Annotated in this window: 24 protein-coding genes; 16 read left to right on the top strand and 8 right to left on the bottom strand. The window is 68.7% G+C overall.

Annotated elements, in window-relative coordinates; genetic code table 11:
- The 5 genes from AC0685_RS10600 to AC0685_RS10580 all read right to left on the bottom strand — a co-directional run bounded on the left by AC0685_RS10600 (nt 1) and on the right by AC0685_RS10580 (nt 4826).
- A complete protein-coding gene (locus tag AC0685_RS10600; RefSeq protein ID WP_478225300.1) occupies nt 1–1191 on the bottom strand; it encodes a glycosyltransferase 87 family protein in 1191 nt (396 codons plus the stop codon).
- Nucleotides 1192–1283: 92 nt separating this feature from the next.
- Nucleotides 1284–2504: an ABC transporter permease gene (locus AC0685_RS10595; protein ID WP_478225299.1), complete on the bottom strand. Its 1221-nt coding sequence runs from the start codon at nt 2502–2504 to the stop codon at nt 1284–1286.
- Nucleotides 2501–3187, bottom strand: a complete 687-nt coding sequence (locus tag AC0685_RS10590; RefSeq protein WP_034308470.1) for an ABC transporter ATP-binding protein — start codon at nt 3185–3187, stop codon at nt 2501–2503. Before AC0685_RS10590 ends, AC0685_RS10595 begins: the two co-directional genes overlap by 4 nt.
- Nucleotides 3184–4284: a peptidoglycan-binding protein gene (locus AC0685_RS10585; RefSeq protein WP_478225298.1), complete on the bottom strand. Its 1101-nt coding sequence runs from the start codon at nt 4282–4284 to the stop codon at nt 3184–3186. Before AC0685_RS10585 ends, AC0685_RS10590 begins: the two co-directional genes overlap by 4 nt.
- A complete protein-coding gene (locus tag AC0685_RS10580) occupies nt 4281–4826 on the bottom strand; it encodes a hypothetical protein (protein WP_478225297.1) in 546 nt (181 codons plus the stop codon). The genes AC0685_RS10585 and AC0685_RS10580 overlap by 4 nt, the downstream gene beginning before the upstream one ends.
- A 230-nt stretch (nt 4827–5056) precedes the next feature.
- Between AC0685_RS10580 and AC0685_RS10575 the strand changes: the two genes are divergently transcribed.
- From AC0685_RS10575 to sepH, 4 genes are all read left to right on the top strand, one after another.
- Nucleotides 5057–6859, top strand: coding sequence for an alpha-L-fucosidase (locus AC0685_RS10575; RefSeq protein ID WP_478225296.1), 1803 nt, complete (start codon nt 5057–5059; stop codon nt 6857–6859).
- A gap of 117 nt (nt 6860–6976) precedes the next feature.
- A complete protein-coding gene (locus AC0685_RS10570) occupies nt 6977–7636 on the top strand; it encodes a response regulator transcription factor (RefSeq protein WP_478225295.1) in 660 nt (219 codons plus the stop codon).
- The gene (locus tag AC0685_RS10565) at nt 7633–8790 is read left to right on the top strand and encodes an ATP-binding protein (protein ID WP_478225294.1); all 1158 of its coding nucleotides are present in this window, start codon (nt 7633–7635) and stop codon (nt 8788–8790) included. Before AC0685_RS10570 ends, AC0685_RS10565 begins: the two co-directional genes overlap by 4 nt.
- Nucleotides 8791–8980: 190 nt before the next feature.
- Nucleotides 8981–9826: a septation protein SepH gene (sepH, locus tag AC0685_RS10560; protein ID WP_478225293.1), complete on the top strand. Its 846-nt coding sequence runs from the start codon at nt 8981–8983 to the stop codon at nt 9824–9826.
- 36 nt (nt 9827–9862) lie between these two features.
- Here sepH and AC0685_RS10555 read toward each other — a convergent pair whose 3' ends face one another.
- Nucleotides 9863–10228, bottom strand: a complete 366-nt coding sequence (locus AC0685_RS10555) for an MmcQ/YjbR family DNA-binding protein (RefSeq protein ID WP_478225292.1) — start codon at nt 10226–10228, stop codon at nt 9863–9865.
- A 32-nt stretch (nt 10229–10260) separates the two neighbouring features.
- Here AC0685_RS10555 and AC0685_RS10550 point away from each other — a divergent pair, with 32 nt between their 5' ends.
- The 6 genes from AC0685_RS10550 (at nt 10261) to AC0685_RS10525 (ending at nt 14671) form a co-directional block, all read left to right on the top strand.
- On the top strand, nt 10261–11079 hold the full coding sequence (locus tag AC0685_RS10550; protein WP_478225291.1) for a hypothetical protein: 819 nt from the start codon (nt 10261–10263) through the stop codon (nt 11077–11079).
- A 189-nt stretch (nt 11080–11268) separates the two neighbouring features.
- Nucleotides 11269–12009, top strand: coding sequence for a hypothetical protein (locus AC0685_RS10545; RefSeq protein WP_478225290.1), 741 nt, complete (start codon nt 11269–11271; stop codon nt 12007–12009).
- Nucleotides 12010–12042: 33 nt separating this feature from the next.
- On the top strand, nt 12043–12486 hold the full coding sequence (locus AC0685_RS10540; RefSeq protein WP_478225289.1) for a hypothetical protein: 444 nt from the start codon (nt 12043–12045) through the stop codon (nt 12484–12486).
- Nucleotides 12483–13694 carry a putative T7SS-secreted protein gene (locus AC0685_RS10535; RefSeq protein WP_478225288.1) on the top strand — a complete coding sequence of 404 codons (1212 nt, stop codon included), beginning with the start codon at nt 12483–12485 and terminating at the stop codon, nt 13692–13694. Before AC0685_RS10540 ends, AC0685_RS10535 begins: the two co-directional genes overlap by 4 nt.
- Nucleotides 13695–13697: 3 nt before the next feature.
- Complete coding sequence (locus AC0685_RS10530) at nt 13698–14324, top strand: hypothetical protein (RefSeq protein ID WP_478225287.1); 627 nt, start codon at nt 13698–13700, stop codon at nt 14322–14324.
- A 2-nt stretch (nt 14325–14326) separates the two neighbouring features.
- Nucleotides 14327–14671, top strand: coding sequence for a YbaB/EbfC family nucleoid-associated protein (locus AC0685_RS10525; RefSeq protein WP_478225286.1), 345 nt, complete (start codon nt 14327–14329; stop codon nt 14669–14671).
- On the opposite strand, the gene AC0685_RS10520 is transcribed toward AC0685_RS10525, so the two are convergent.
- Nucleotides 14668–15270, bottom strand: coding sequence for a DUF2537 domain-containing protein (locus AC0685_RS10520; protein WP_478225285.1), 603 nt, complete (start codon nt 15268–15270; stop codon nt 14668–14670). The genes AC0685_RS10525 and AC0685_RS10520 overlap by 4 nt on opposite strands.
- A gap of 27 nt (nt 15271–15297) precedes the next feature.
- Nucleotides 15298–16113 carry a TrmH family RNA methyltransferase gene (locus AC0685_RS10515; RefSeq protein WP_478225284.1) on the bottom strand — a complete coding sequence of 272 codons (816 nt, stop codon included), beginning with the start codon at nt 16111–16113 and terminating at the stop codon, nt 15298–15300.
- A 216-nt stretch (nt 16114–16329) separates the two neighbouring features.
- On the opposite strand from AC0685_RS10515, the gene AC0685_RS10510 reads away from it, so the two are divergent.
- From AC0685_RS10510 to AC0685_RS10485, 6 genes are all read left to right on the top strand, one after another.
- Nucleotides 16330–17829: a glutamate-cysteine ligase family protein gene (locus AC0685_RS10510; protein WP_478225283.1), complete on the top strand. Its 1500-nt coding sequence runs from the start codon at nt 16330–16332 to the stop codon at nt 17827–17829.
- Between the two features lie 24 nt (nt 17830–17853).
- Nucleotides 17854–18447, top strand: coding sequence for a TetR/AcrR family transcriptional regulator (locus tag AC0685_RS10505; protein ID WP_478225282.1), 594 nt, complete (start codon nt 17854–17856; stop codon nt 18445–18447).
- Nucleotides 18448–18520: 73 nt separating this feature from the next.
- The gene (locus tag AC0685_RS10500; RefSeq protein ID WP_478225281.1) at nt 18521–19189 is read left to right on the top strand and encodes a biliverdin-producing heme oxygenase; all 669 of its coding nucleotides are present in this window, start codon (nt 18521–18523) and stop codon (nt 19187–19189) included.
- Nucleotides 19190–19444: 255 nt separating this feature from the next.
- On the top strand, nt 19445–21313 hold the full coding sequence (locus AC0685_RS10495) for a serine hydrolase domain-containing protein (RefSeq protein WP_478225280.1): 1869 nt from the start codon (nt 19445–19447) through the stop codon (nt 21311–21313).
- Between the two features lie 198 nt (nt 21314–21511).
- Nucleotides 21512–22135: a superoxide dismutase gene (locus AC0685_RS10490; RefSeq protein WP_340686579.1), complete on the top strand. Its 624-nt coding sequence runs from the start codon at nt 21512–21514 to the stop codon at nt 22133–22135.
- Between the two features lie 94 nt (nt 22136–22229).
- Nucleotides 22230–22979: an arylamine N-acetyltransferase family protein gene (locus tag AC0685_RS10485; protein ID WP_478225279.1), complete on the top strand. Its 750-nt coding sequence runs from the start codon at nt 22230–22232 to the stop codon at nt 22977–22979.
- The last annotated feature ends 93 nt before the right edge of the window (nt 22980–23072 follow it).

Raw genomic sequence — 23072 nt, 5'->3', positions numbered from 1 at the left:
CTAGCGGTCCGTGAAGGCCTCCTTCCCTACCCTGAGAGTAGGGAAGGAGGCCTTCACGGACTTACCGGCCAGAGCGAGTACGACCAGGCCGTACAGCACGTAGGACTCCGTCGCCAGCCACCAGCCGAAGTTCCCGGCGGGCCGCGGCGCGAGCCACATCGGCGCGATCACGAACAGCGCCACCGTCACGGCCGCGAGCGCGAACGAAACGACCGAGCGCGCCCAGATCAGCAGCGCGAGGATCGGCACGCACCAGATCCAGTGGTGCGTCCAGGACACCGGCGACACCAGCAGCCCGCCGACAGCGCACGCGGTCAGCGCGAGCACCGGTTCCGCGACGCGCACGATCACGAACGCGGTCAGCGCGACCACGGCGATCGAAGCCAGCACCCAGACGATGTCTTCCGCCGAGCCGAGCCCGAAGCGCGCGAGCATCCCGCGCAGCGACTGGTTGCCGACATAGCCGCGATCGCCGATGCGGCCGGTGTCGAAGAGGATGTTCGTCCAGAACTTCGCGGACGCGCCCGGCGCGGCCAGGAACATCAGCGCACCCGCGCCGAGGAACCCGGCCACGACCCGCGCGGACGAGCGGAAGTCCTTGCGGAACAGGAAGAACAGGATGAAGAAGGCCGGGGTCAGCTTGATGGCCGCGGCGACGCCGATCAGCAGTCCCTTCGTGCGGGCGCGGCCCGGCAGGAGCGCGTCGAGGACGACGATCAGCATCAGCAGCGTGTTGACCTGGCCGAAGCCGAGCGTCGAGCGGACCGGCTCCATGACGCCGCCGACGGCCTGGGCCCCGATCGCCGCCAGGACGGCGATGGCACGGCCCCGGACGTTCGCACGGTCGGCGAGCGAACCGTTGAGCGTCGCGACGAAGAGGTAGACCACGATCCCGCCCGCGATGATCGACGCGAGCCCGACCAGCCTCGTGGCCAGCGCGGCGGACAGCAACGTGCCCGGCAGGAACACCGCCGCCGCGAACGGCGTGTACGTGAAGGGCAGCCAGCCGCCGTGCGTCTGCACCCACGCGCCGTACGGGTCACCCGAGTCGAGGAGCAACCGCGCGCCGCCGATGTAGACCTCGAGGTCCTGGCCGTCGAACACCTTGAGGGTGAACAGCACGCCGACCACGACGACTTCGAGCGCGATCAACGCCCCCGCGAGTTTCCGCCCCGACAATCCCACCAGCACCTGGCGAGATTACCCACCGCTACTCCGCATCCAGTCCTCTGGATGCGGTAGTCGGCACTACGAACTACCGCATCCAGAGGACGAAACGCGAGCTAGGCGAGGGCCTGGGTCGGGGGCAGGCGTGCCGCGCGCATCGCCGGGTAGGCACCGGCGACGGCACCGACCAGAGCCGAGACGCCGACCCCGCCGAGCAGGGCGCCGACGGGGAGCACCGCCGGCCAGCCCTGGCTCAGCGAGTACCCGGCCGTCACCAGCACGCCGACCAGGACCCCGGCGATCCCGCCGAGCCCGGACAACAACACCGACTCGGCCAGGAACTGGCCTCTCACCTGCCGTTTCGTCGCGCCGAGCGCGCGACGGAGGCCGATCTCCCGGCGCCGCTCCAGCACCGAGATCACCATCGTGTTGGCCACCCCCACGCCGCCGACCAGCAGCGCCACCCCGCCCAGCCCGAGGAACAGCGCGCTGTAGGTGTTCTCCGTCAGCTTCTGCGCCTCCAGTGCCTCCGACGGACGGCGCACCTCGACCTCGTTCGGCGCCTCCGGGTTCATCGTCTGCGCGAGCACCGAACGCACGTTCTCGACCTGCGAATCCTTCGCCCGCACGTACACGGTGGTCGGATGCCCCTCGAAGCCGAGGAGCCGCTTGGCGACGTCCCAGCCGACCAGCGCCGACCGCTCGATCTCGGGCGCCAGCGGCGTCGGCCCGAGAATGCCGCCCACGGTGAACCATTGGCCGCCGATGAACACCTGGGGCGGCTTGGCCGGATCGATGTGGTCGATCCCGAGCCGCGCGGCCGCGACCGAACCCAGCACGGTGACCGGGTAGTCGCGGGTCGCGTCACGGAGGAAACGCCCGGTGCGGACGGCGCCGCCGATGACGTCGAGAAGGTCCGGGGTCGCCGCGTAGACACCGAGGCCGGACGTCTCGTCCTTGTCGATCTTGTCCGTACGCCGGACCGTCCCGTCGGTGGTGCCGGTCGCGGACGCCGCCGTCACCGGGGCGATCCGCTTCGCCATCGGCACCGCGCTGTCCGGCAGCGTCGCGTCGCCGCCGAACATCGTCTTGCCCGGCCCCGCCGAAAGCAGGTTCGTGCCGAGCGCGGCCAGCTGGTCTTGCAACGCCTTCGCGCCCGACGCCGGGATCGCGAGCACCGCCACCATCGCGGCGATCCCGATCCCGATGCCGAGCGCGGACAGCACCGCCCGCATCGGCCGCGTCCGCATCCCGTGCGCGCCGAGGTTCAGCACGTCACGCGGGCCGAGCCTGGCCGGATTCGGCGTCGGCGTCTTGTCGACGACGGGTGCGCTCACACCAGCACCCCCGTCCCGGTGTCGAGCCGGATCCGGCCGTCCCGCAACTCGATCCGCCGCGGGATACCCGCCGCGATCTCCCGGTCATGCGTGATGATCACGACCGTCGTCCCCTGCGAACTCAGCGTGGCGAGCAGGTTGAGGATCGCCGCGCCGTTGCCCGTGTCGAGGTTCCCGGTCGGCTCGTCGGCCAGCAGGATCGACGGCGAGTTGACGACCGCCCGCGCGATCGCCACCCGCTGCCGTTCCCCGCCGGAGAGCTCGTTCGGGAAATGCCCCGCCCGATGCGCGAGACCGACTCGGTCGAGCGCGGCCAGCGCCCGCTCGTGCCGTTTCCGCCGCGGCACGCCCGCGTACAGCAGTCCCGTCGCGACGTTGTCGACCGCGCTCACTCCCTCGCTGAGGAAGAACTGCTGGAACACGAACCCGATCCACCGCGATCGCAACGCGGAAAGCTTGCGGTCGGGCAGTTTCGCCACGTCGTGCCCGCGCAGTTCGATGACGCCGCTGGTCGGCCGGTCGAGCGTGCCCATCAGCTGCAGCAGCGTCGACTTGCCGGAGCCGGACGGGCCGACGATGGCGACCATCTCCCTGTCCTCAATGGACAGTGACACCTCGTGGAGTGCCCGCACCCCGCCGGGATAGGTACGCGAGGCGCCGCGCACGTCCAGCACCGGGGTCATGAGGTCGTCACCACCCGCATTCCGGCGGCGAGGCCGGTGCCGGTGACCTCGACGCGGCCGCCGGAGAACAGGCCGGTCTTCACCGCGATGAGACGCCGATTGCCGCCTTCGTCGACCTCGACGGCGTATCCACCCTCGGCGAGCGCGAGCAGCGCGCCGACGGGGACCGCCAACACTCCACTGTGGACTTCCTTGGTGAACCGCACCGAGACGGGTGTCGAATCGAGCGACCCCGCCGCGGCCGGATCGTCCAGCTTGATCTTCACCTTGATCTTCGGCTTGCCGTCGTCCTGTCCGGCGCCGTCCTTGCCGGTTTCCGCGACCTTGCCGACCTCGGTGATCACGCCGGTCGTGTTCTTGCCGCCGGTGATGTCGACCCCGACCTTGTCCCCCTCCTTCGCGATGGCCTGTTTGGCGGCGTCGAGCTTGACCTCGACGAGGCGCTCGGTGCCGGTGTACTTCAGGAGTTCGCCACCGCCGGGGCCGCCGAGTTGCGCGGCGACCTGCGAAACCCGGATCTCACCCGGCGCGAGGACGACGTCGCCCTGTCCGAAGGTGCCGGTCTGTTCGACGCCCAGCGACTTCTGCCACTTCTTGAGCGCGGCGGCGGTGGCCGAGGTGAACTTCTTGTCCGGGGTGCCGAAACCGCCGAAACCGAGCGCCTTCAGGTTCTCTTCCAGCTGCTTGACGTCCGGGCCGTCCGCGGCCCCGTCCGCCAGGTCACGGAAGAACGGCAGCGTGCCGTAGAACAACGGCACCGGTTTGGCGTCGACGCCGTACACGGTCTTCCCCCGGGTGTACACCGCACCCGTGTCCGGCAGGGCGGTGACGGTGCCTTGTTTCCGGCCGGCGAGGGCGTTTTCCGCGCCGTAGCCCAGAGTCCCGTTCGCCTCTTCCTCCTCCCGCAGGTCGGTCTTCTCGACTTTCGCGGTCTCCACCGGTGGTGGCGCCTGCCCGACCTGCTGGGCCTCCGACGTGACCCTGGTCAGCACGACCACCGACGTCGTCCCGACCACGACGACGAGGACCGCCGCGATGATGAACCAGCGTGTCCGGCGCGAACGCCGTGCGCGACCGGGTCCTTCGTGTTCGCTCATTTCGCCGGGGCCGCCCTCATGGTCATGCCGAGACCGCAGGCCTTCGCCGCTTCTTCGAACTTCTTCGGGTCGCCGCCCGCGTCACCCAGCGCGATGGCGCCCTTGCCCCCGGGCTCGGGGTCCGGGAAGTCGATGCCGTGGTCGCGCATGCACTTCGCTTCCTTGCGCATCTTGTCGAGCTCTTCCGGCGTCGGCGGCTTGATCTCGCCACCGTTCGGCAGCAGCTTGCGGCACGCCTCGTCCGCGGCCTTCATCTTGTTCTCGTCGGGCATGTCGGTCGCTTCGAAGGTGATCGTGTCCTGGCCGTTGGCGTCCCGCTTGGGCTCGGGCATGTTGACCCCGTGCTCGCGCATGCACTTCGCGAAGTTGCGCCTCTTGTCCTCGTCGGACACGTTGTCGGCCTGTTTCCCGTCGCCGGCGCCGGCGGCGGGCGGGGACGAGATCGAGGCGACCTTGTCGCCGCCGTCCCCGCCACCACCGCAACCGGCCACCAGCGCGAGGACCGCTCCGGCGATCAGTACCGCCATGGGTCGTTTCCGCATCGCTGCTCCTTCGGTCGTCTTGGCGCACCGATTTCTACGGAGCGGGCGATCCCGGCGCGGTAAGCGAAGTCGCTTATGTCGCGCTTACCGTCCCAGTCAGCGGAACAGAGATCCGATCTATCTGCCGTCTTTACGGGTGAACTAGGCACTTAGTGAGACTTCCAGGGGTTCACATCCGACCTCTGGCTTCTTAGAGTCCCCGACGTCCACACCTCAGCGAGGAGGAGTGCATGAATCGCCGCAAGCCACTCCGGGCCCTGGCGGCCCTCGTCATCGCGACCACCGCACTGGGCGTCGTGCCCTCCGCGGAAGCCGCACCACTCCCGTCCGACCACGCCTACGACGACCCGTTCACCGCCGAGCGGACACGCTGGTGGCGTGACGACCGCTTCGGCCAGTTCATCCACTTCGGCGCGTACTCCCAGCTGCAAGGGAAGTACACCCGTCCCGACGGAAGCGTCTGCCAGGACGCGGAGTGGATCCAGCGGAACTGCCAGATCCCGCGTGCCGAATACGAGCAGATCGCCGCGAAGTTCAACCCCGCCGGGTTCGACGCGAACGCCATCGCGCAGTCGGCGAAGGACGCCGGGCAGAAGTACGTGGTGATCACGTCGAAACACCACGAGGGCTACGCGATGTGGCCGACGAAGGTCAACAAGTTCAACCTCCGCGACCATTCGGCGTTCGACAAGAAGCGCGACATCCTCGCCGAACTGAAACGCGCGACGGCCGCGCGCGACGTCAAACTCGGCTTCTACTACTCGATCTGGGATTGGCACGACCCGGACTTCCCCGATCCCGCGACGTTCCCGAAGTACAAGGAACGGATGTACGCCCAGCTCAAGGAACTCGTCGACAACTACCACCCGGCGGTGCTGTGGTTCGACGGCGAATGGAGCACCGACCGGCCCAACAACCCGTGGACGGAAAGGGACGGCGAGGAACTGGAGGCCTACGTCCGCGGCCTCGATCCGTCCATTGTGGTCAACAACCGCGTCGGCAAACGGCGGGTGGTCGACGGCGACACGGGGACGCCCGAACAGGAGATCCCGGACAAACCGGTCGACGGGCAGCTGTGGGAGTCGTGCATGACCCTCAACGGCAGCTGGGGATACACCGATTGGGACCATAACTGGAAGTCCTCGGCGGATCTGACCAGGAAGCTGCTCTCGATCGCCGGCCGCAGCGGCAATTTCTTGCTCAACGTCGGGCCCGACCGCAACGGCCGCGTGCCGCAGGAATCCATCGACCGGCTGAAGCAGATGGGCCAGTGGCTGCGAACGAACGGCCAGTCCGCCGCCGTCTACGGAGCGGGCGCGCCGGGACTGGTCGCCGAACCGGGCTGGGGCGTCGTCAGCCGTCGCGGCGACAAGCTCTACGCGTCGGTGTTCGACTGGCCCGCTTCGGGCGGCTCGCTGACGCTCGAAGCGTTGGCACCTTTCCGGGCTCGCGAGGCGCGGGTGCTCGGCAGCCGTCAGCGCGTACGGGTCGAGCAGACCTCCGGAAGCGTGAAGCTCACGCCGTCGGGCGGCCGGACGAACGACGTCGCGACCGTCATCGAGCTGAGCGTCGATCCGCTGCCGCAGGCGCCCGCCGGCCGAGGGACGGGGCTGACCGCCGAGTACTGGCCGAACGCGGACTTCACCGGGACACCGACGGTGCGCCGGGTCGAGCCGGGCGTGAACCACAACTGGAAGTTCACCGGCTCGCCGGACGCGAAGATCCCGGCGGAGACCTTCTCGTCGCGCTGGACCGGCCGGGTCACCGCGCGGGACACCGGGAAGTACACGTTCACCACGGTTTCGGACGACACCGTGCGGCTGTGGGTCGACGGGAAACTCCTGATCGACAACACCATCCCGCACGGCCCAAGTGTCGACAAAGCGACACTCGCCCTGGTCGCCGGGCGGTCGTACGCGATCCGGCTCGAACACACCGAACGCGGCGGGGAAGCGTCGATGAAGCTGCTGTGGTCCAGCCCGAACACCCCTCAGCAGGTGATTCCGGCGCGGCAACTGCACCCGGCAGGCTGAGCGTTCGGTACAGGTGGTCGTGAGTGGCGTTTCGGGTTCTCACCCGAAACGCCACTCACGACCCACGCGACCCGGCGCTTATCCCGCGCTTACCCCCTCCCGGGGCAGACTGGCCAGGTGAGAGTGCTGGTGGTGGAAGACGAGCGGCTGCTGGCGGACACGATCGCCGAGGGCCTGCGACGGTTCTCCATGGCGGTCGACGTCTGCTACGACGGCGCGCAGGCCCTGGACCGGGTCGGAGTGCACGGCTACGACGTCGTCGTCCTCGACCGGGATCTCCCCGTCGTGCACGGTGACGAGGTCTGCGCCGCGGTGATCGGGGCCGGCGGCGAGGCGCGGGTCCTCATGCTGACGGCCGCGGCCGACGTCAACGACCGGGTCGCCGGGCTTGGCCTCGGCGCCGACGACTACCTGACGAAACCGTTCGCGTTCGCCGAACTCGTCGCGCGGGTGCAGGCGCTGTCGCGGCGCGCACGGCCGGCGCTGCCGCCGGTGCTGGAGCGCGGCGGCGTGGTCCTCGACCCGCCCCGGCACCAGGCGTCGCGCGACGGCCGGTTCCTTCCTTTGTCCCCCAAGGAGTTCGCGGTACTGGAGGTGCTCATGCGCGCCGAAGGGACCGTGGTCAGCGCGGAAGACCTGCTGGAGAAGGCGTGGGACGAACACGCCGACCCGTTCACGAACGCCGTCCGGGTGGCGATGATGACGTTGCGGCGCAAACTCGGTGAACCGCCGCTGATCGAGACCGTGCCCGGCGCCGGTTACCGGTTCGGGTCGTGAAACCGCTCCGGCTCTCCGTCCGCACCAGGCTGACGGCGCTCTACGGCTGCGCGTTCCTGATCGTCGGGCTCGCGTTGCTGATCGTCAACTATCTGCTGGTGAGCTCGTCCCTGCCGGATACGGCGGCGTTCGCCACCGACGCCGCGGGTATCGCGGTCCAGCGCGCGTACCCCATGGACACGACGTCCTTCCTGCCCGCAGGGCGCGCTCAAGCCACGGAACTGGTCGCGACGTCGATCACCGAATACCGCTCGGACGTGCTTTCGACCCTGCTGTGGCAATCACTGGTGGCACTGGCGATCGCCGGCGCGCTCGCGGTGCTGCTCGGCTGGCTGATGGCCAGCCGAGTGCTGCGGCCGTTGCACGCGATCACTTCCACCGCACGGAAACTCGAGGTCGAAAACCTCGACCGGCGCATCGGCCTCGACGGCCCCGACGACGAACTCAAGGAACTCGCCGACACCTTCGACGGCATGCTCGACCGGCTCGCCGTGTCGTTCGACAGCCAGAAACGCTTCGTCGCCAACGCTTCCCACGAACTGCGGACCCCGCTCGCGGTGCAGCGCACGCTGGTCGAGGTGGCGATGGCCGATCCCGACGTGAGCCCCGAGGTCCGGAAACTCGGCGAGCATCTGATCTACACCAACGAACGCAGCGAACGGATGATCGAAGGCCTGCTCGTGCTCGCCCGCAGTGACCGCGGCCTGGCCGCGCGCGGCCCCGTCCGGCTGGACGAGGTCGCGGCGACGGTGATCCGGTCGGCGTCGGCCATGGCCGAGGAAGCGGGTGTCACGGTGGAGTCGCGGCTGCGGCCGCGGACGGTGTCCGGCGATCCCGTGCTGCTGGAACGGCTGGTCACGAACCTCGTGCACAACGCCATCACCTACAACCGCAAGGGCGGCTGGATCCACGTCGACATCGGCGGGGATCCGGCGCTGGTGGTGCGCAACACGGGCCCGCAGGTGCCGCTGGACGCCGTACCCGCCCTGTTCGAGCCGTTCCGCCGGCTTTCGGGCGACCGCACCGGCGACTCCCGCAACGCCGGGCTCGGCCTGTCGATCGTCCGGTCCATCGCCAAGGCGCACGGTGGGACCGCGGGCGCGGAACCGGGCGGCCGAGGCGGTGGACTGGTCGTCCAGGTGCGGCTGCCGTAGATTCCCCCGATCGTGACTGTGCGTGTCCGGCGCGTCACGCCACGAGCCGCCCGCCACTCCCGCAGAATTCCCCTTGCCGTCATGAACAAAATAGTGAGCAGGACACATGACATCGGCGCGCCTCACACGTCAAGGCGACGCGCCGTTTTAACGTGGACACCCACAATGGTGAAGAATCGGGGAGGCGAGAATGCGAGCGCTACGGGTGGTCGGGCTGCACGAGGACGGTAAGTCCATCGTGTGCGAAGACCCGGCGAGCCGCACGCGCTTCCTGCTCCCCGCGGATGAGAGGCTGCGAGCGGCGGCGAGGGGTGACATCACCCGCCTCGGCCAGATCGAAATCGAGTTGGAGAGCCAAATGCGGCCACGCGAGATCCAGGCACGAATCCGGGCCGGTGAGTCCGTGGAGCAGGTCGCGAGCAGCGCCGGCGTCACCGTGCAGCGCGTCGAGCGGTTCGCGTACCCCGTCCTGCTCGAACGTTCCCGCACCGCCGAACTGGCCCAGCGAGCCCATCCGGTCCGCGAGGACGGCCCCGACGTCCAGACGCTCGGCGAGGTCGTGGCGCACTCCTTCGGGCAGCGCGGCCACGACTACAGCCAGGCGACCTGGGACTCCTGGCGAGGCGACGACGGCAAGTGGGTCGTCGTGCTGAGCTGGAAGGCCGGCCGCTCGGACAACCGCGCGCACTGGTCGTTCGCGCCCGGCGCGCACGGCGGCACCGTGCAAGCCCTCGACGAGAACGCCGAAGTCCTGCTCAACCCCAACGCCTACCGCGCCCCGCGCACGGTTCGGGCGCTGGACCCCGGCAAGGAAGCGGTCGTCCAGCCCACCCTCGATTCGGCCCCCGAAGAGCCGGTCGCGAAGGTGATCGACGCGCCGATCGCGGAGCCCGAAGAAGAGGCCGAGCCACCACTTCCGGCTGACGAGCCGGAGGAAGTGGCCGAACCCGCTCCACGGGCGAAGGGGAAGAAGAACCACCCCATCGTTCCATCCTGGGAAGACGTCCTTCTGGGCGTCCGATCACAACGAGGTTGAATCCGCACGTAGTGGCCCCTTCCGGTGGAGGGGCCATTACGTGCGTCCGGGGACCTGCGCGATCAGGGATTTCGGCGCCACGAGGCAATACGCGTCGACGACGATCCGCTCGATTTCGGTCCAGTCGACGTCCACGTCCAGCCGTACCCCGAGCCACCCCCGACGCCCGACATACGGCGGACGGAAGAACCGCTCGGGTTCGGCGCCCACCAGTTCCTCCTGCGCCCCCGGCGGCGCCGGGCACCAAAAGGCGACCTTGTCGTCGTGATGACGGTCGGCGTACATGACGAACGTCTTCTTGCCGCGGACGAACCACGTCGGCTCGCCGTGACTGAGCCGCTCGGAGGTCTCCGGCAGCGCGAGACACAGCCGTCTGAGTGAGTCGAGCGGATCACCGGCCATGGATCTCAGTATCCTCGGGCCGGGGGGATTTCATGCAGGATTGGTACGCACGCGCCGTCCGATTGCGTTTCCAGGTTTTCACCGGGACGCCGTACACGCATGTCTCACCGATGGAATGGCGGATCGATCCCGACGCTCTCCGCGGTATCGCCCGAAGCCGCGGCTACCTGGAGATCGCGCCGATGTTCCAGGGCTGCCTGAGCTTCCAGTTCGCGCCGCAGCACGTCCCGCCGGTCCCCGTCTTCGACGGGCCGGACAGACCGGACAAAGACCGCGAACGCTGGCTGCTGAACCATCTCAGCGGCTCCGGCCGGGTTTGGATCAGCCTCAAGCACGCGAACCTCTCCGCCCGGCGTGTCGCGGAAGTCGCCGAGACGGAGGGCCTGCGTGTCGCGGCCGAATTCGCGGATCCGAGCGACCGGGTCCTCCTGCTCAGCCGGGATCCGTCACCGCCGAGGCTTCCCCTGCCCGCACCCACGGGCCTCCGGTTCCGCTACGCCTGGCTGAACAACATCGCACCCGTCACCGTCTTCGTCCTCCTCGGCGCGGCGGCGGTGATCGTCGGAATGCCGTCAGGCCACGAAGCCCCGGTCGTCAGCCTCCTGTTCATGGCGGCCTTCGCCGGCGCCATCCCGGCCGCTTTCACCACCAGCCTGTTCCCGCGCACCACCCGCGTCGGCTGGTTGGCCCGGGAATTCGACGGCAGCCCCCACGTGGAATTCGCCATGCGCGCCTATCAGATCCCCGCCGACCTGGTCGTGCAGATCGCGGCGTATCACGGTTATGAGCTTTACGGGCAGTCTGCGACACAGGCGGGCGGCCCGAGTCTCAAGTTCTACAAACGCGCGTGACTCGGTTACCCTCGGCGCCGGGGAGGGTGATCATCGGTGTACCTGTCGCAACAAGGCATCCAGCCGGTCTCTCTGGGCGTCGACTGGGCATGCCGACTGGCCTCACTGCGGTACCTGCACTTCGACGGCCGTCCCATTGTCCATGTCTCGCCCTCGATATGGGCAATGGATCCGCAGGTGATTCGGCAAATGGCCGCCGATCGGCGGTATGTCGAAATCCCGCCTTCCGATCCGAACATCCTGAGTTTCCAGTACGCACCGGACAGCTTTCCGGGACGGCTCTATGACCATTGGCAGCCGAAACCGGACCCCGCCGGGCAACGCGGTCTGCTCCGGCGGATCCGCGGCGAAAACGAGGCTTGGCTCAGTCTTCGGCACGTGAAGCTGGCCCGCCGGTACGTCGCCGAGCTCGCCCATCAGAACGGGATGATCATCACCCGGGAACTCGCGACCAGTGCCGACAGGCTTCTACTGCTGCAGCGCGACCCGGCCGCACCGCCCCGGCACCGAAGCGGGTTCCACCCGGGCTCCCCACAGTTTCCCCTGTTCACCGGCGTGATCGCGGCTCTGCTGTGCGGCGTCCTCATGCTCGTGGGCAAGCTGACCTCGCAAGAATGGCTGTTCTACCTCGGCGCTGCGCTGTTGCTCCCCGGGATCGCGGCGGGTGCGCTCTGGATCTACCTGGTGCCTCGTTCCACTCGCGTCGGGTGGCTCGCGAACCGGTTCACCGCCGGAGACCCGGCAGTCCACGTCAACACGATCGTCAGCGGGCTCGATCCCGAGCTCGCGGCGCAGATGGCCGCCGGTTTCGGCTACTTCTACACCGCCTGGCGCCGGGGCAAATACGAATGGCAGAACGAAATCGTCTTCGTCCGGGGAACGCGGGTGAACGAACGATCGTCAGATTCCGGAACGGCCGAACGGCCCTGAGCTCTTCGACACCGATTCACAGGGGAGGACGGCATGGCCGGGTACGCGGTGAAGATCGCCGAGCTGGGAAAGCTCATCGGCGATCTCGAAACCGGCGCCGACCGGATGGCGGACGCGAACAAGAAACTCGCCGGCGGAGGCGTATGGGGCGCGCTCGGCAACCCGGATCTCGCGAAATCCGGCATGGATTTCGAGGAAGCCTGGGAATTCGGCATCGGAAGGCTCGGTGAAGCTGCGGAAGGCGTCACCGAAAGGCTGAAGGCCGCTCAGGAGAAGTACCGGAAGATGGAAGAAGAGTTCGGCGAAGGCCTCGACAAGCTCGGTGACCTCATTCCCGAGCCTGCCGACGCTCCGCCGAAACCCAGTGGCGCCGGTGGCCCCGATCCCTCGCCGCGGTTCCCGCTCGGTGACGACGGCGGCCCGGTCGGCGGCGGCTACACCGGCGGCATCACCGACATCCTCGGAGGCGGCAGGTGACCGGGAACCAGTACCCCGCGCTCGGCTTCGACCCGGCTCCCGGTGACGTCGTGGGCGTCGGCGATCTGGCCGAGAAGTACCGCACGGTCAGCCGCGACCTCGAAGAGGCTGACACCATGCTGCGCCAGATCGTCACGAAGCAGGGAATCTGGACCGGCGAAGCGAGTGAAGCGTTCGCTCGTCGTCTCGGCCCACTCCCCGACTATTTGGACGGCGCCGCGCGTTCGATGGCGCAAGCCGCGTACGCACTCGAAGGCTGGGCTCGTGACCTCGGGGAGATGCAGCGTCAAGCAGCGGACCTGGAGCGTCAGGCCCAAGCGGCCGCCCAGGCCGCCGAGCAGGCTCGCGCCAATCCGGACTTCGCGCTGGCGAACCAGACGTTCACCGACCAGCAGTCCTTGCGGATCGCGCAGGCTCTTCTCGACAACGCCGGACAACAGCTCCAGGCGGCCATCGACGGCTGCTCGGAGATTCAGGAAGCCGCGAAGAACCTGCTCGCACAGCACACCTCGCTCGCCGCTCGCGCTGCGGAGTCGCTCCGGAGGGCGAAGGAACTCGCTCCCGACGAGCCCGACCTCCTGGACGATGTAGTCGACGCGGTCACCGGTGTCGTCAAGGATCTGGTCAACCTGACCGCCGACGTGGTGGACGCGGTCTGGGACGCCGTTCAAGACAACGCCGAGGCTCTTTCGAAGGTTTCGGACGTCGTGGGTGACGCGGGGAACGTCCTCGGTCTCGCCGGGGAGTTCATTCCGCCGCCCGCGGGCGAGGTCGTCTCTGCCATCGGCACCGGCTTCGGGGTCGTCGCGACCGCGGGTCACGCCACGGCCGCCTTTGCCGGGGCCGACGTCTCGCCGGAGACGATCGCGTTCGACCTGGCAGGGGTGACCACTTCCGCCCTCGGCGCTCTCTTCCCGAACAGTCCGTGGATCAAGCCAGTGGGTCTGGGCTTGGTGGGCGCGCAGTTCCAGACCGATGCGGGTACCGAAGTGGCCGGGATGAGCTTCGAAGGCCCGATCGACGACTTCAAGAACTACTGGTGGCCCAAGGACGCCGGACAAGCCGCCATGGCGGCGGCGTCGATCTTCAACGGGTTGCCCGTTCTGTGGGGAGCCGTCGCGGTGGGCAACGCCACCGAGGCGGGGGTCGCCGCGGACAACACCCAAGAGCGGCGACGCGAACGCGCGGAAGACAAGGCCTGGAGCTGATCCATGAACTCGATCGAGACCGGCCTACTCCTGGATCTGCCGCCCGGCTTCATCGGCATGCCGGTGACGGGCGACGACGAAACGAACGCGGAGATCACGAAGGCCCTCGGCCAGAAGGTGGCCGAGGTCACCGGGACGGATGCCGAACAGTTCAGCGCTCATCTGAGGGCGTTGGCCCCTTATTTCAAGGCCAACGGCGTCCGCCTGTTCGGCAGATTCGCCGTCGGCGAGGGTCCGGAGCACGTGGCCACACTGACGCTGGGAACCGTCCGCTTGCCGTCTGTCCGCACAGGGCCGGCTGAACCGGACGGCGAGGTGATGACGAGTGTGTTGCTGGACGTCCATCGGCGAAATCATCCGCTGGCGGATGTTCGTGCGGTCCGGCTACCACTCGGCCCCGCACTGGCGGCGATCGAGGTCGGTGAATTCCGGCTTCCGCCCGAACTCACCGGGCAGGCGGAAGACCTGGTCCAACCCCGGATCAAGGCGGAGTTTCAGGTTCCACTGCCCACTGGCGAGGGCGTCGTGATCCTCGCGGTGACCGCGGATTCTATGGAGGCGTGGCCCGCGGTCGCGGAAGCCGCGTCCCGCGTTGCGCACAGCCTTCGCCCGGGCACCACGGAGGAATGACCATGGCGGAACTCAGCAATCCCCAGCTGATCGAGGAAATGCGCTGGCAGCTGCGCGAGATCGAGGCGCGCAAGGCCGAGAACGCCAAGGCGCTCGCCGCGGCGGGTGACGTGACCGAGGTGACTTCCCCCGACGGCACGGTGACGGTGACCGTCGGACCCGGCGGCGCGATCGGCGAGGTCCGGCTCGCCGACAAGGCGATGGCGTCGAGCGCGAGCGCGCTCGGTGACGTCATCACGGCGACCATCCGGCGTGCGCTGACCGGGGAGCCCGCGCCGCGGCCGAACCGTCCGGCACCCGCCGAGGACGAGCACGACGAGCCGATCGACACCGTTTTCGATCTTTAGAAGACGACGATCAGCACGCCGATCCACGCGATCACGATCCCCGCGGCCGCACCGAAGGAGGCCCAGCGCACGATCGGCACCCTCCGCGCGAGCCACAGCGACGGCGTGATCCCGGCGGACACGACGGCGGACGCGAGCAGCGCGAGCCAGCCGTTGGTCTCACGCGCGAGGGTGTTCGCCAGTGCCAGCATCGCCACGACGACCACGGCCGCGGCGAACGCGGAGACGGTCAGCCCGGTCAGCCAGGGTGTCGGTTCCCCGGCGGGGTCCGGCGTGCCGAAGAGCCGCCGCGCGAGTTCGTTGCGGGGTGCCGGGGCGGGCGGGTCGATGAGGACGCCGTCGCCGGAGACAGGATCGACGAACCGCACCGACGTGCCCATCGTGGCGGCGACCCGCTGGGCGAGCTGGCGGCCTCGCTGGGAGACCACGGAAGCCGCCTCGGTGCCGGAGCCGCCGACGGCGGAAGCGACCCTGGCCCATTCGTGCAACGCCTGAGCGAGATCCGAACCGATCGCGAGTGAATGCGGGTCCACCTCGCGCGCGCTTTCGCCGCCAGGACCGGCCAGCACCGCGCGTCCCTCACGGATCCGCAATTCCATGGGTTCTCCTCGTGATCGCTCGGGTGCTCACGATAGCGGTGGACGCGTCTCGTAGAACGCGATCGCGCCCGCCGTGGCGACATTCAGCGAATCGACGCCTTCCGGCATCGGGATCCGGACCGCGACGTCGGCGGCGGCGATGGCCTCCTCGGTCAGGCCGGGGCCTTCCGCGCCCAGCATCAGCGCGACCTTCTCCGGTGTCTGGTCGCGTAACTGGCGCAGCGAAACGGAATCCGCACGAGGAGTGAGGGCCGCGATACGGAAACCGCGTTCCCGCAGCAGTTCCAGGTCACCGGGCCAGGAGCCGATTGTCGCGAACGGCACGCGCAGGACGTGCCCCATCGAGACGCGGACGCTGCGCCGGTACAGCGGGTCCGAGCAGCCGGCGCCGAGCAGGACCCCGTCGACGCCGAGCGCGGCCGCGTTGCGGAACAGCGAACCGAGATTCTCGTGGTCACCGACGCCTTCGAGCACCGCGAGCACCCGCGCACCGTCGATGACCTCTTCCACCGCCGGCGGCGGAGACGGCCGGTCCGCGACGGCCAGGATGCCGCGATTCAGGTGGAATCCGACCACCTCGGCCATCGTCTCGGCCGAAGTCACATAACCGGGGACATCGACGCCGTCCAGGTCGCCGCCCAGTTCGTGGAACCGCCGTTCCACTCCGAGCAGGGAACGGACCGGATAGCGGGACTTGAGCAGCCGCTCGACCACGACGGTGCCTTCGGCGATCACAAAGCCACGCCCACCCGGCCTATCGGGACGCCGATCGGCTGTGGACAAGTCGCGGAAATCGTCAAGCCGCGGGTCGTCGCGGTCGTCGATGGTGATCAGTTCTGCCACCAGGAGAGTGTGTCATCCGCCCGCTGCGCGCCGTTTGCGTCCGATCGCCTGCGGGTAAATGGTACGAATGGAGGTATTTTGCTGTCAGTTAACCACTCGTGACAGAGAGCACCAGTTTGGCCGCTAGCCGGGCGACAGCGAGGCGTGAAACCGTTGGGCCGCCTGGCAGTCCCGCCTGGATCCCGCGGAGCGTGGCCAATGAGGAGCTCGACGAACATGGGTAAGAATCTTTCGGCGGACCCCTCCGAGCCGCAGGATCGCGGCCGCTATCGCCGGAAGGTCCAGCGCTGCCTCGACACCTTGGCCCGCATGCTCACCGACGGAAGTTTTTCCTTCCCGCGCAAGAACATCGGCCTCGAGGTCGAGCTCAACCTCGTCGACGGCCAGCTGCGCCCGTCGATGACGAACACGACGGTGCTCGAAGCGCTGAACGATCCGTCGTTCACCACCGAACTCGGCCAGCACAACCTGGAGCTCAACGTGCCGCCGCGGCCGCTGGCAGGCGAGTCCGCGCTGCAACTGGAGGATGATCTCCACGCGTATCTGGGCGCCGCCTCCCGCAAGGCCGAGGAATCCGGCGCCTCCCTGGCGATGATCGGCATCCTCCCGACGCTGCGGCACGAGCACTTCGACCAGAAGTGGCTGACCAACAACGCGCGGTATTCGTTGCTCAACGACCGGATCTTCGCCGCGCGCGGCGAGCGCACCGTGCTTTCGATGGAAGGCGCGCCGCTTCCCTGCCGTCAGCCCGAGCGGCTGCGCAGCTACTCCGAATCCATCCTGCCCGAGGCCGCCTGCACCTCCGTCCAGCTGCATCTGCAGGTCGCGCCGGAGGAGTTCGCGGCGCACTGGAACGCGGCGCAGGCGCTGGCGGGCGTCCAGGTCGCCGTCGGCGCGAATTCGCCGTTCCTGCTCGGCAAGGCGCTCTGGCACGAGACGCGGATCCCGCTGTTCCTGCAGGCCACGGACACCCGGCCCGAAGAGCTGAAGAACCAGGGCGTGCGGCCGAGGGTGTGGTTCGGCGAGCGGTGGATCACGTCGATCTTCGACCTGTTCGAGGAGAACGTCCGGTACTTCCCCGGGCTGCTTCCCGAGACCGACCGCGAGGATCCGATCGAGGCGCTCGACTCCGGGCAGGCCCCGAAGCTCACCGAACTGCGGATGCACAACGGCACCGTCTGGCGCTGGAACAGGCCGGTCTACGACGTCGTCGACGGCCTGCCGCATCTGCGGGTGGAGAACCGCGTGCTGCCCGCGGGCCCGACCGTCGTCGACATGGTCGCGAACGCCGCCTTCTTCTACGGCGCGCAGCGGGCCCTCGCCGAGGCTGACCGTCCAGTGTGGACACAGATGTCGTTCCAGGCCGCCGAGGAGAACATGTACGCGGGGGCGCGACGGGGTTTCGACGCGCAGCTGTACTGGCCGGGGATCGGCTGGATCCCGCCGGACGAGCTGGTGCTGCGGGTCCTGCTGCCGCTGGCGCACGAGGGACTACGCCGGTCGGACGTTTCGGACGAGGCGAGAGAGCGCTATCTGGGCATCATCGAGCAGCGGTGCCTCACCAGGCGGACCGGCGCGGCATGGCAGCGGGAGTACGTCCTGCGCGCGGAGGAGCGCGGCGCCGAGCGGGAGACCGCGCTGCACCGGATGCTGGGCCGGTATCTAGAGCTGTCGGCCACCGAGACGCCGGTGCACACCTGGTCGCTGGAGGCTTAGAGTCTCCCTCCAGGGAGGTGGCTCGTGCCCAAGATCATCGGCCGGTCGCTGGAGGAGCACCGGCGCGAGGTCCGCAGCAGGGTGTTCGACGTCCTGCGCGGGCAGCTGTACGAACGCGGATTCGACGCGATCACGCTCGCGGGTGTCGCCGCCGAAGCGGGCCTCGGCCGCACGGCGATGTACAACCACTTCCCCGACAAGGAGAGCCTGCTGGTCGCCTTCGTCGAGGACGAGGCGACCCGGTACGTCGAACGGCTGACGGTGGCCGTCGCGACCGCGGACACCCCGGTCGAGAAGCTCGCGACGTTCGTCCGGCTCCAGCTGCGGGTACTGGCCGAGTACCACCTGCCGCCGGGGACGGCGCTCGCGTCCGCGCTGGCACCCGCCGCGTACCGGCGGATCAGCGCGCACGCCGACCCCATCACCGGCCAGTTGCGCGAGATCCTCGCCGAGGGGACGCCGGACGAGGACCCCGACGTACTGATCCCGATGATCACCGCCGCGCTGGGCAGCCGTCAGGTCGTCGACGTACCACCCGAACGGCTGGACGACGCGATCGAGGGAGCCGTCCGTTTCGTGCTCAGAGCGGTCGGGATGATCGGGAAACCAGAAAATTAGGGTAGCCTAACCCGCAGTTGTGCCTTACGCTCTTTCTGACAGCATGTCAGATCGATGCTTGGAGGCTCTGTCCATGCCGGTGACCACCGACGTCGAATCCGGGCCGTTCTCCGCGACCCTGCGCGCCTCCACCTTGCCCGCCCACGAGCGGGCCAACCACTCCGAGTACATGAACGCGCTGCTCGGCGGCGAGCTCACTCGCGACGGGTACACCCGGCTGGCGATCCAGTACTACTTCATCTACCAGGCCATCGAGCAGGCCGCCGACAAGCTGGCGAAGGACCCGGTGGCGGGCGAGTTCGTCTTCGAGGAGCTGCGGCGGCTGCCGAGCCTCGAACGCGACCTCGAACACCTCGTCGGCCCGGACTGGCGCGAGACCATCCGGCCCCTGCCCTCGACGGAGCGTTACGCGCGGCGCGTCGCCGAGGCGTCGGACTGGTCCGGCGGGTTCGTCGCCCACCACTACACGCGTTACCTCGGCGACATCGCCGGCGGCCAGGTCATCCGGCGGCTGTTGGAACGCAAGTACGAGCTCACCGAAGCGGGTTCGCTGTTCTACCACTTCGACCAGCTGGGCAGCGCGCCCAAGTTCCGGGACGACTACCGCGAGCGGCTGAACTCGGCGCCGTGGACCGAGGACGAGCGCGCGCGGCTGATCGAGGAGGCCATCGTGGCCTTCGAGTGCAACATCGCGGTGTTCGACGAGCTGGCGAGCGAGCTGGACGCGTACCGGGCCGCCTGACCTCCTGCGCCTGACTGCCAGCCGCCGTCGACGCCGGTGGACGCGAGCGCCGAGACCCCGGAGCCGCACCGGACACCGAGCCGCCGGGCAGGCTCACGCAAGAAGCACCCAGGCTGACGGTCGCCTCGTCGAGCGCCTCCCGGACCTTTCTCCTTCTCCTGATGGCGGACCGGTCGCGGGGTAGGGCAGGCCCCACCCCCCGATCGGCGGCCCGCCGGATCCCTTCTCCCCGGGGAAATCCCTAACTTTCGGGGTATGTTCCGGATCGCGGCCACCGCCGCCCTGCTGACCGTCGCGACGGTCCTGAGTGCCCCCGCCGCCCAAGCGGCGACACCCGGCTCCGCCGCCGGCGTCTTCGATGAAATCCTCCCGCGAAGCCTTGCGGAGCATCACATTCCCGGCGCCGCCGTGGTGGTCGTCGAAGGCGGCAAGACCGTGTTCTCGGCGGGCTACGGAGTGTCCTCAGTGGACACTCAAGCCAAGGTGGACCCCGCGCACACCGGGTTCCTGATCAACTCCGTCGGCAAGTCGATCGCCGCGACCGCCGCGATGCAGCTCGTCGAGAAGGGCGAACTGGCGCTGCACGCCGACGTCAACACGTACCTGAAGTCGTTCAAGATCCCCGAAACCTTCCCCGGCCGGCCGGTCACCCTGTTCTCCCTCCTGACCCACACCGCGGGTTTCGAGGACCGCGTGTACCGGATGTTCACGCCCCGGGACGAAAAGCTGCCGACGCTCGCCGAGCACCTCGCGAACGAGATACCCACCCGCGTCCGCCCGCCCGGCGAGGTCGCCATTTACTCGAACTACGGCTTCGCGCTGGCCGGGCATCTCGTGGAACTCGCGTCCGGACAGTCCTATGCGGACTACGTGCGGCAGCACATCTTCGAACCGGCGGGGATGAAGGACAGCAGCGTCGCCCAGCCCACCCCGGACGTCCCACTCGCCACCGGCTACCGCTGGGACGGGTCCGCGCAGGTCGTCCCGCCCGCCAACTTCGGCCCCGAACCACCCGCCGGTGACGGGAACGTCGCCACTCCGGCCGACATGGGCCGCTATCTGTCCGCGAACCTCGTCCCTGGCGTGTTCAGCCGCTCCTTGCTCGACCAGTTGCATGGCGCGCGGTACCGCAACGATCCGCGACTGCCCGCGATGGGGTTCGGCTTCTCCGAGCGGTACCTGAACGGCCTGCGCATGGTGGAGAAGAGCGGCGACTCACCGGGGTTCTTCAGCGTGCTGGAACTGATCCCCGAGAAGAACACCGGCGTGTACCTGGCGTTCAACGGCGGCGCGTTCTCCGGTGACGCCGCCGCGGTGACCGCCGAGGTGCTCAAAGCCTTTCTCGACCGGCTCCAGCCCGCCGCTCCCATTCCCGCTCCCGTGCCACTGACGGGGGACGTCTCACGGTTCGAAGGCGATTACAACAACACCCGGTTGGACTACGACAGCTTCACGAAGGTCCGCGCGCTCGCGGGCGGCGTCACGGTGACCGCCGACGGCGACGGCGCGCTGACGACGTCCGGTCTCGGCGAAGGGACCCGGCGATGGACACAGACCGAGCCCGGTCTGTTCACCGACGCGGCGGGCGAGCGGCTCGCGTTCCGCGAATCCGGCGGGCAGATGCTGCTCTTCGCGGGCGACGACCCGAACTCCTCCCACGAACGCACGTCGTGGCTCGGTTCGCCCTCCACGCATCTGCTGATCCTCGGTATCGCGCTGCTGCTCCTGCTGGGCGCGCTGGTGTGGTGGCCGATCCGCGCGTTCGTCCGGCGAGGCCGTGAGCGGAACCCGCCGGGTGCCCGGTTCGCGACCGTCGCCGCCTGGTCCGCTGCCCTCGCGGTCCTGCTGTTCACGGGTGGTTTCGCGCTCCTCATGAGCGATCTGAGTGCCACCGCCGTCGCGCTGACCTCTGGGCACTCCCCCTTGCTGAGCATCACCCTGCTCCTGCCGAACGTCGTCCTGCTCCTGGCCGGCGCGGCCGTCGCCTGCACGGCGCTCGCGTGGCTCCGCCGCTGGTGGAACACCCCCGCCAGGATCACCTACACGGTGATTTCCGTGGCACTGGTGGCCTTCCTCGGAGTGATCGCCTCCTATCACCTGGTCGGGCTGCCCTACCTGGCTTGATGACCGCCGTCACATCGCCTTGACCTCCAGCTAACTGGAGCTAGCAGGGTGGGTTTCAAGCGGTGGCCCCACGGGGTACAGCCGCTACGAACGGGTCGTTCCACCTGGGGAGAAACGCGGCGCCCCCGGTCGCCGCAAACGGGTGAAGACGACTAAGTTCGTCCTTGGAAACTTGTGTCGAAGACAGAAGGAGGGCCGATGGCCCGCTACGTGCTCCCCGATCTCGACTATGACTACAGCGCTCTGGCGCCGCACATCTCGGGCGAGATCAACGAGCTGCACCACAGCAAGCACCACGCGACCTACGTCAAGGGCGCGAACGACACGCTCGACAAGCTCGCCGAGGCCCGCGAGGCCGGCAACTTCGGCGACATCGTCGGCCTGCAGACCACGCTGGCGTTCCACCTCGCCGGGCACGCCAACCACGTCGTGTGGTGGAAGATCCTCTCCCCGGAAGGCGGCGACAAGCCGACCGGCGAGCTGGCCTCCGCGATCGACGAGGCGTTCGGCTCCTTCGACAAGTTCAAGGCGCAGTTCACCGCGGTCGCCACCACGATCCAGGGCAACGGCTGGGCCGCACTCTCCTGGGACCCGATCGGCAAGACGCTGATCACCCAGCAGCTGCGGGACCACCACAACAACCTGGTCCTGCCGACCACGCCGATCCTGCTGGTCGACGTGTGGGAGCACGCGTTCTACCTGGACTACAAGAACGTGAAGCCGGACTACGTCAAGGCGCTCTGGAACATCTTCAACTGGGCCGAGATCTCCAAGCGGTTCGACAACGCCGTCGCCGGTGGCAACGGCCTGCTGCTCGGCTGACCTCTCGCCACGAAGCGGGGCTCTCCTTCCGGGAGGGCCCCGTTCTTTGTTTCCGCCTTGACCTCCAGTGGAGTCGAGGTGTGAAGGTGGACGCATGGACGTCGCCGCATACCTCGACCGCCTCGGGCTCGACCGTCCCGCCACCGCGGACGTCGCCGCGCTGCGGACGCTGCAGGAACGCCACCTCGCGGTGGTCCCGTTCGAGAATCTGAGCAGCCACCTCGGTGAGCCGATCGTCCTGGACATCGAGGCGCTGTTCGACAAGATCGTGCGACGGCGGCGCGGCGGCTTCTGCTACGAACTGAACGGGCTCTTCGCCGCCTTGCTACGGGAACTGGGGTTCGACGCCGAGCTCAGGCCGGCGAAGGTGTTCCGGCCGGACGGCACCCTCGGGCCGCCGTTCGACCACGCGGTCGTCCACGTCGACCTGGACGAACCCTGGCTGGCCGACGTCGGCTTCGGCCGGTTCAGCCGGTTCCCGCTGCGGCTGTCCGCCACCGAGGCGCAGGCCGACCCGGAGGGTGAGTTCCTGGTCCTCGACGCGCCCCACGGGGACATCGACGTCCTGCGGGACGGCGATCCCCAGTACCGGATCGAGCGGCGGCCGCGGGATCTGGACGAGTTCGTCCCGACGGCGTTCTGGCAGTCGACGTCGCCGGACTCGCATTTCACGCAGGGGCCGACCTGCTCGCTGCCGACCAGGCACGGGCGGGTCACGCTCGCGGGTGACAGGCTGATCGTCACCACCCATGGCGTCCACGAGGAGACCAGGCTTTCGGGTGATCGGGAGATCCTGGACGTCTACCGGAAGGAGTTCGGGATCGAACTCGACCGGGTGCCTTGACCGAATCGGCATGGTCATCGACCATGAACCCTCCGGAATGAACGAAGCCCCGCCTCCGGGGGTGACCCGGTTGCGGGACTTCGTCCGTTCCCG

The organism is Amycolatopsis sp. NPDC043889, from assembly GCF_056435645.1.
The sequence above is the reverse complement of the archived record's forward strand: the minus strand, read 5'-3'. Positions and strand labels throughout refer to the sequence as shown.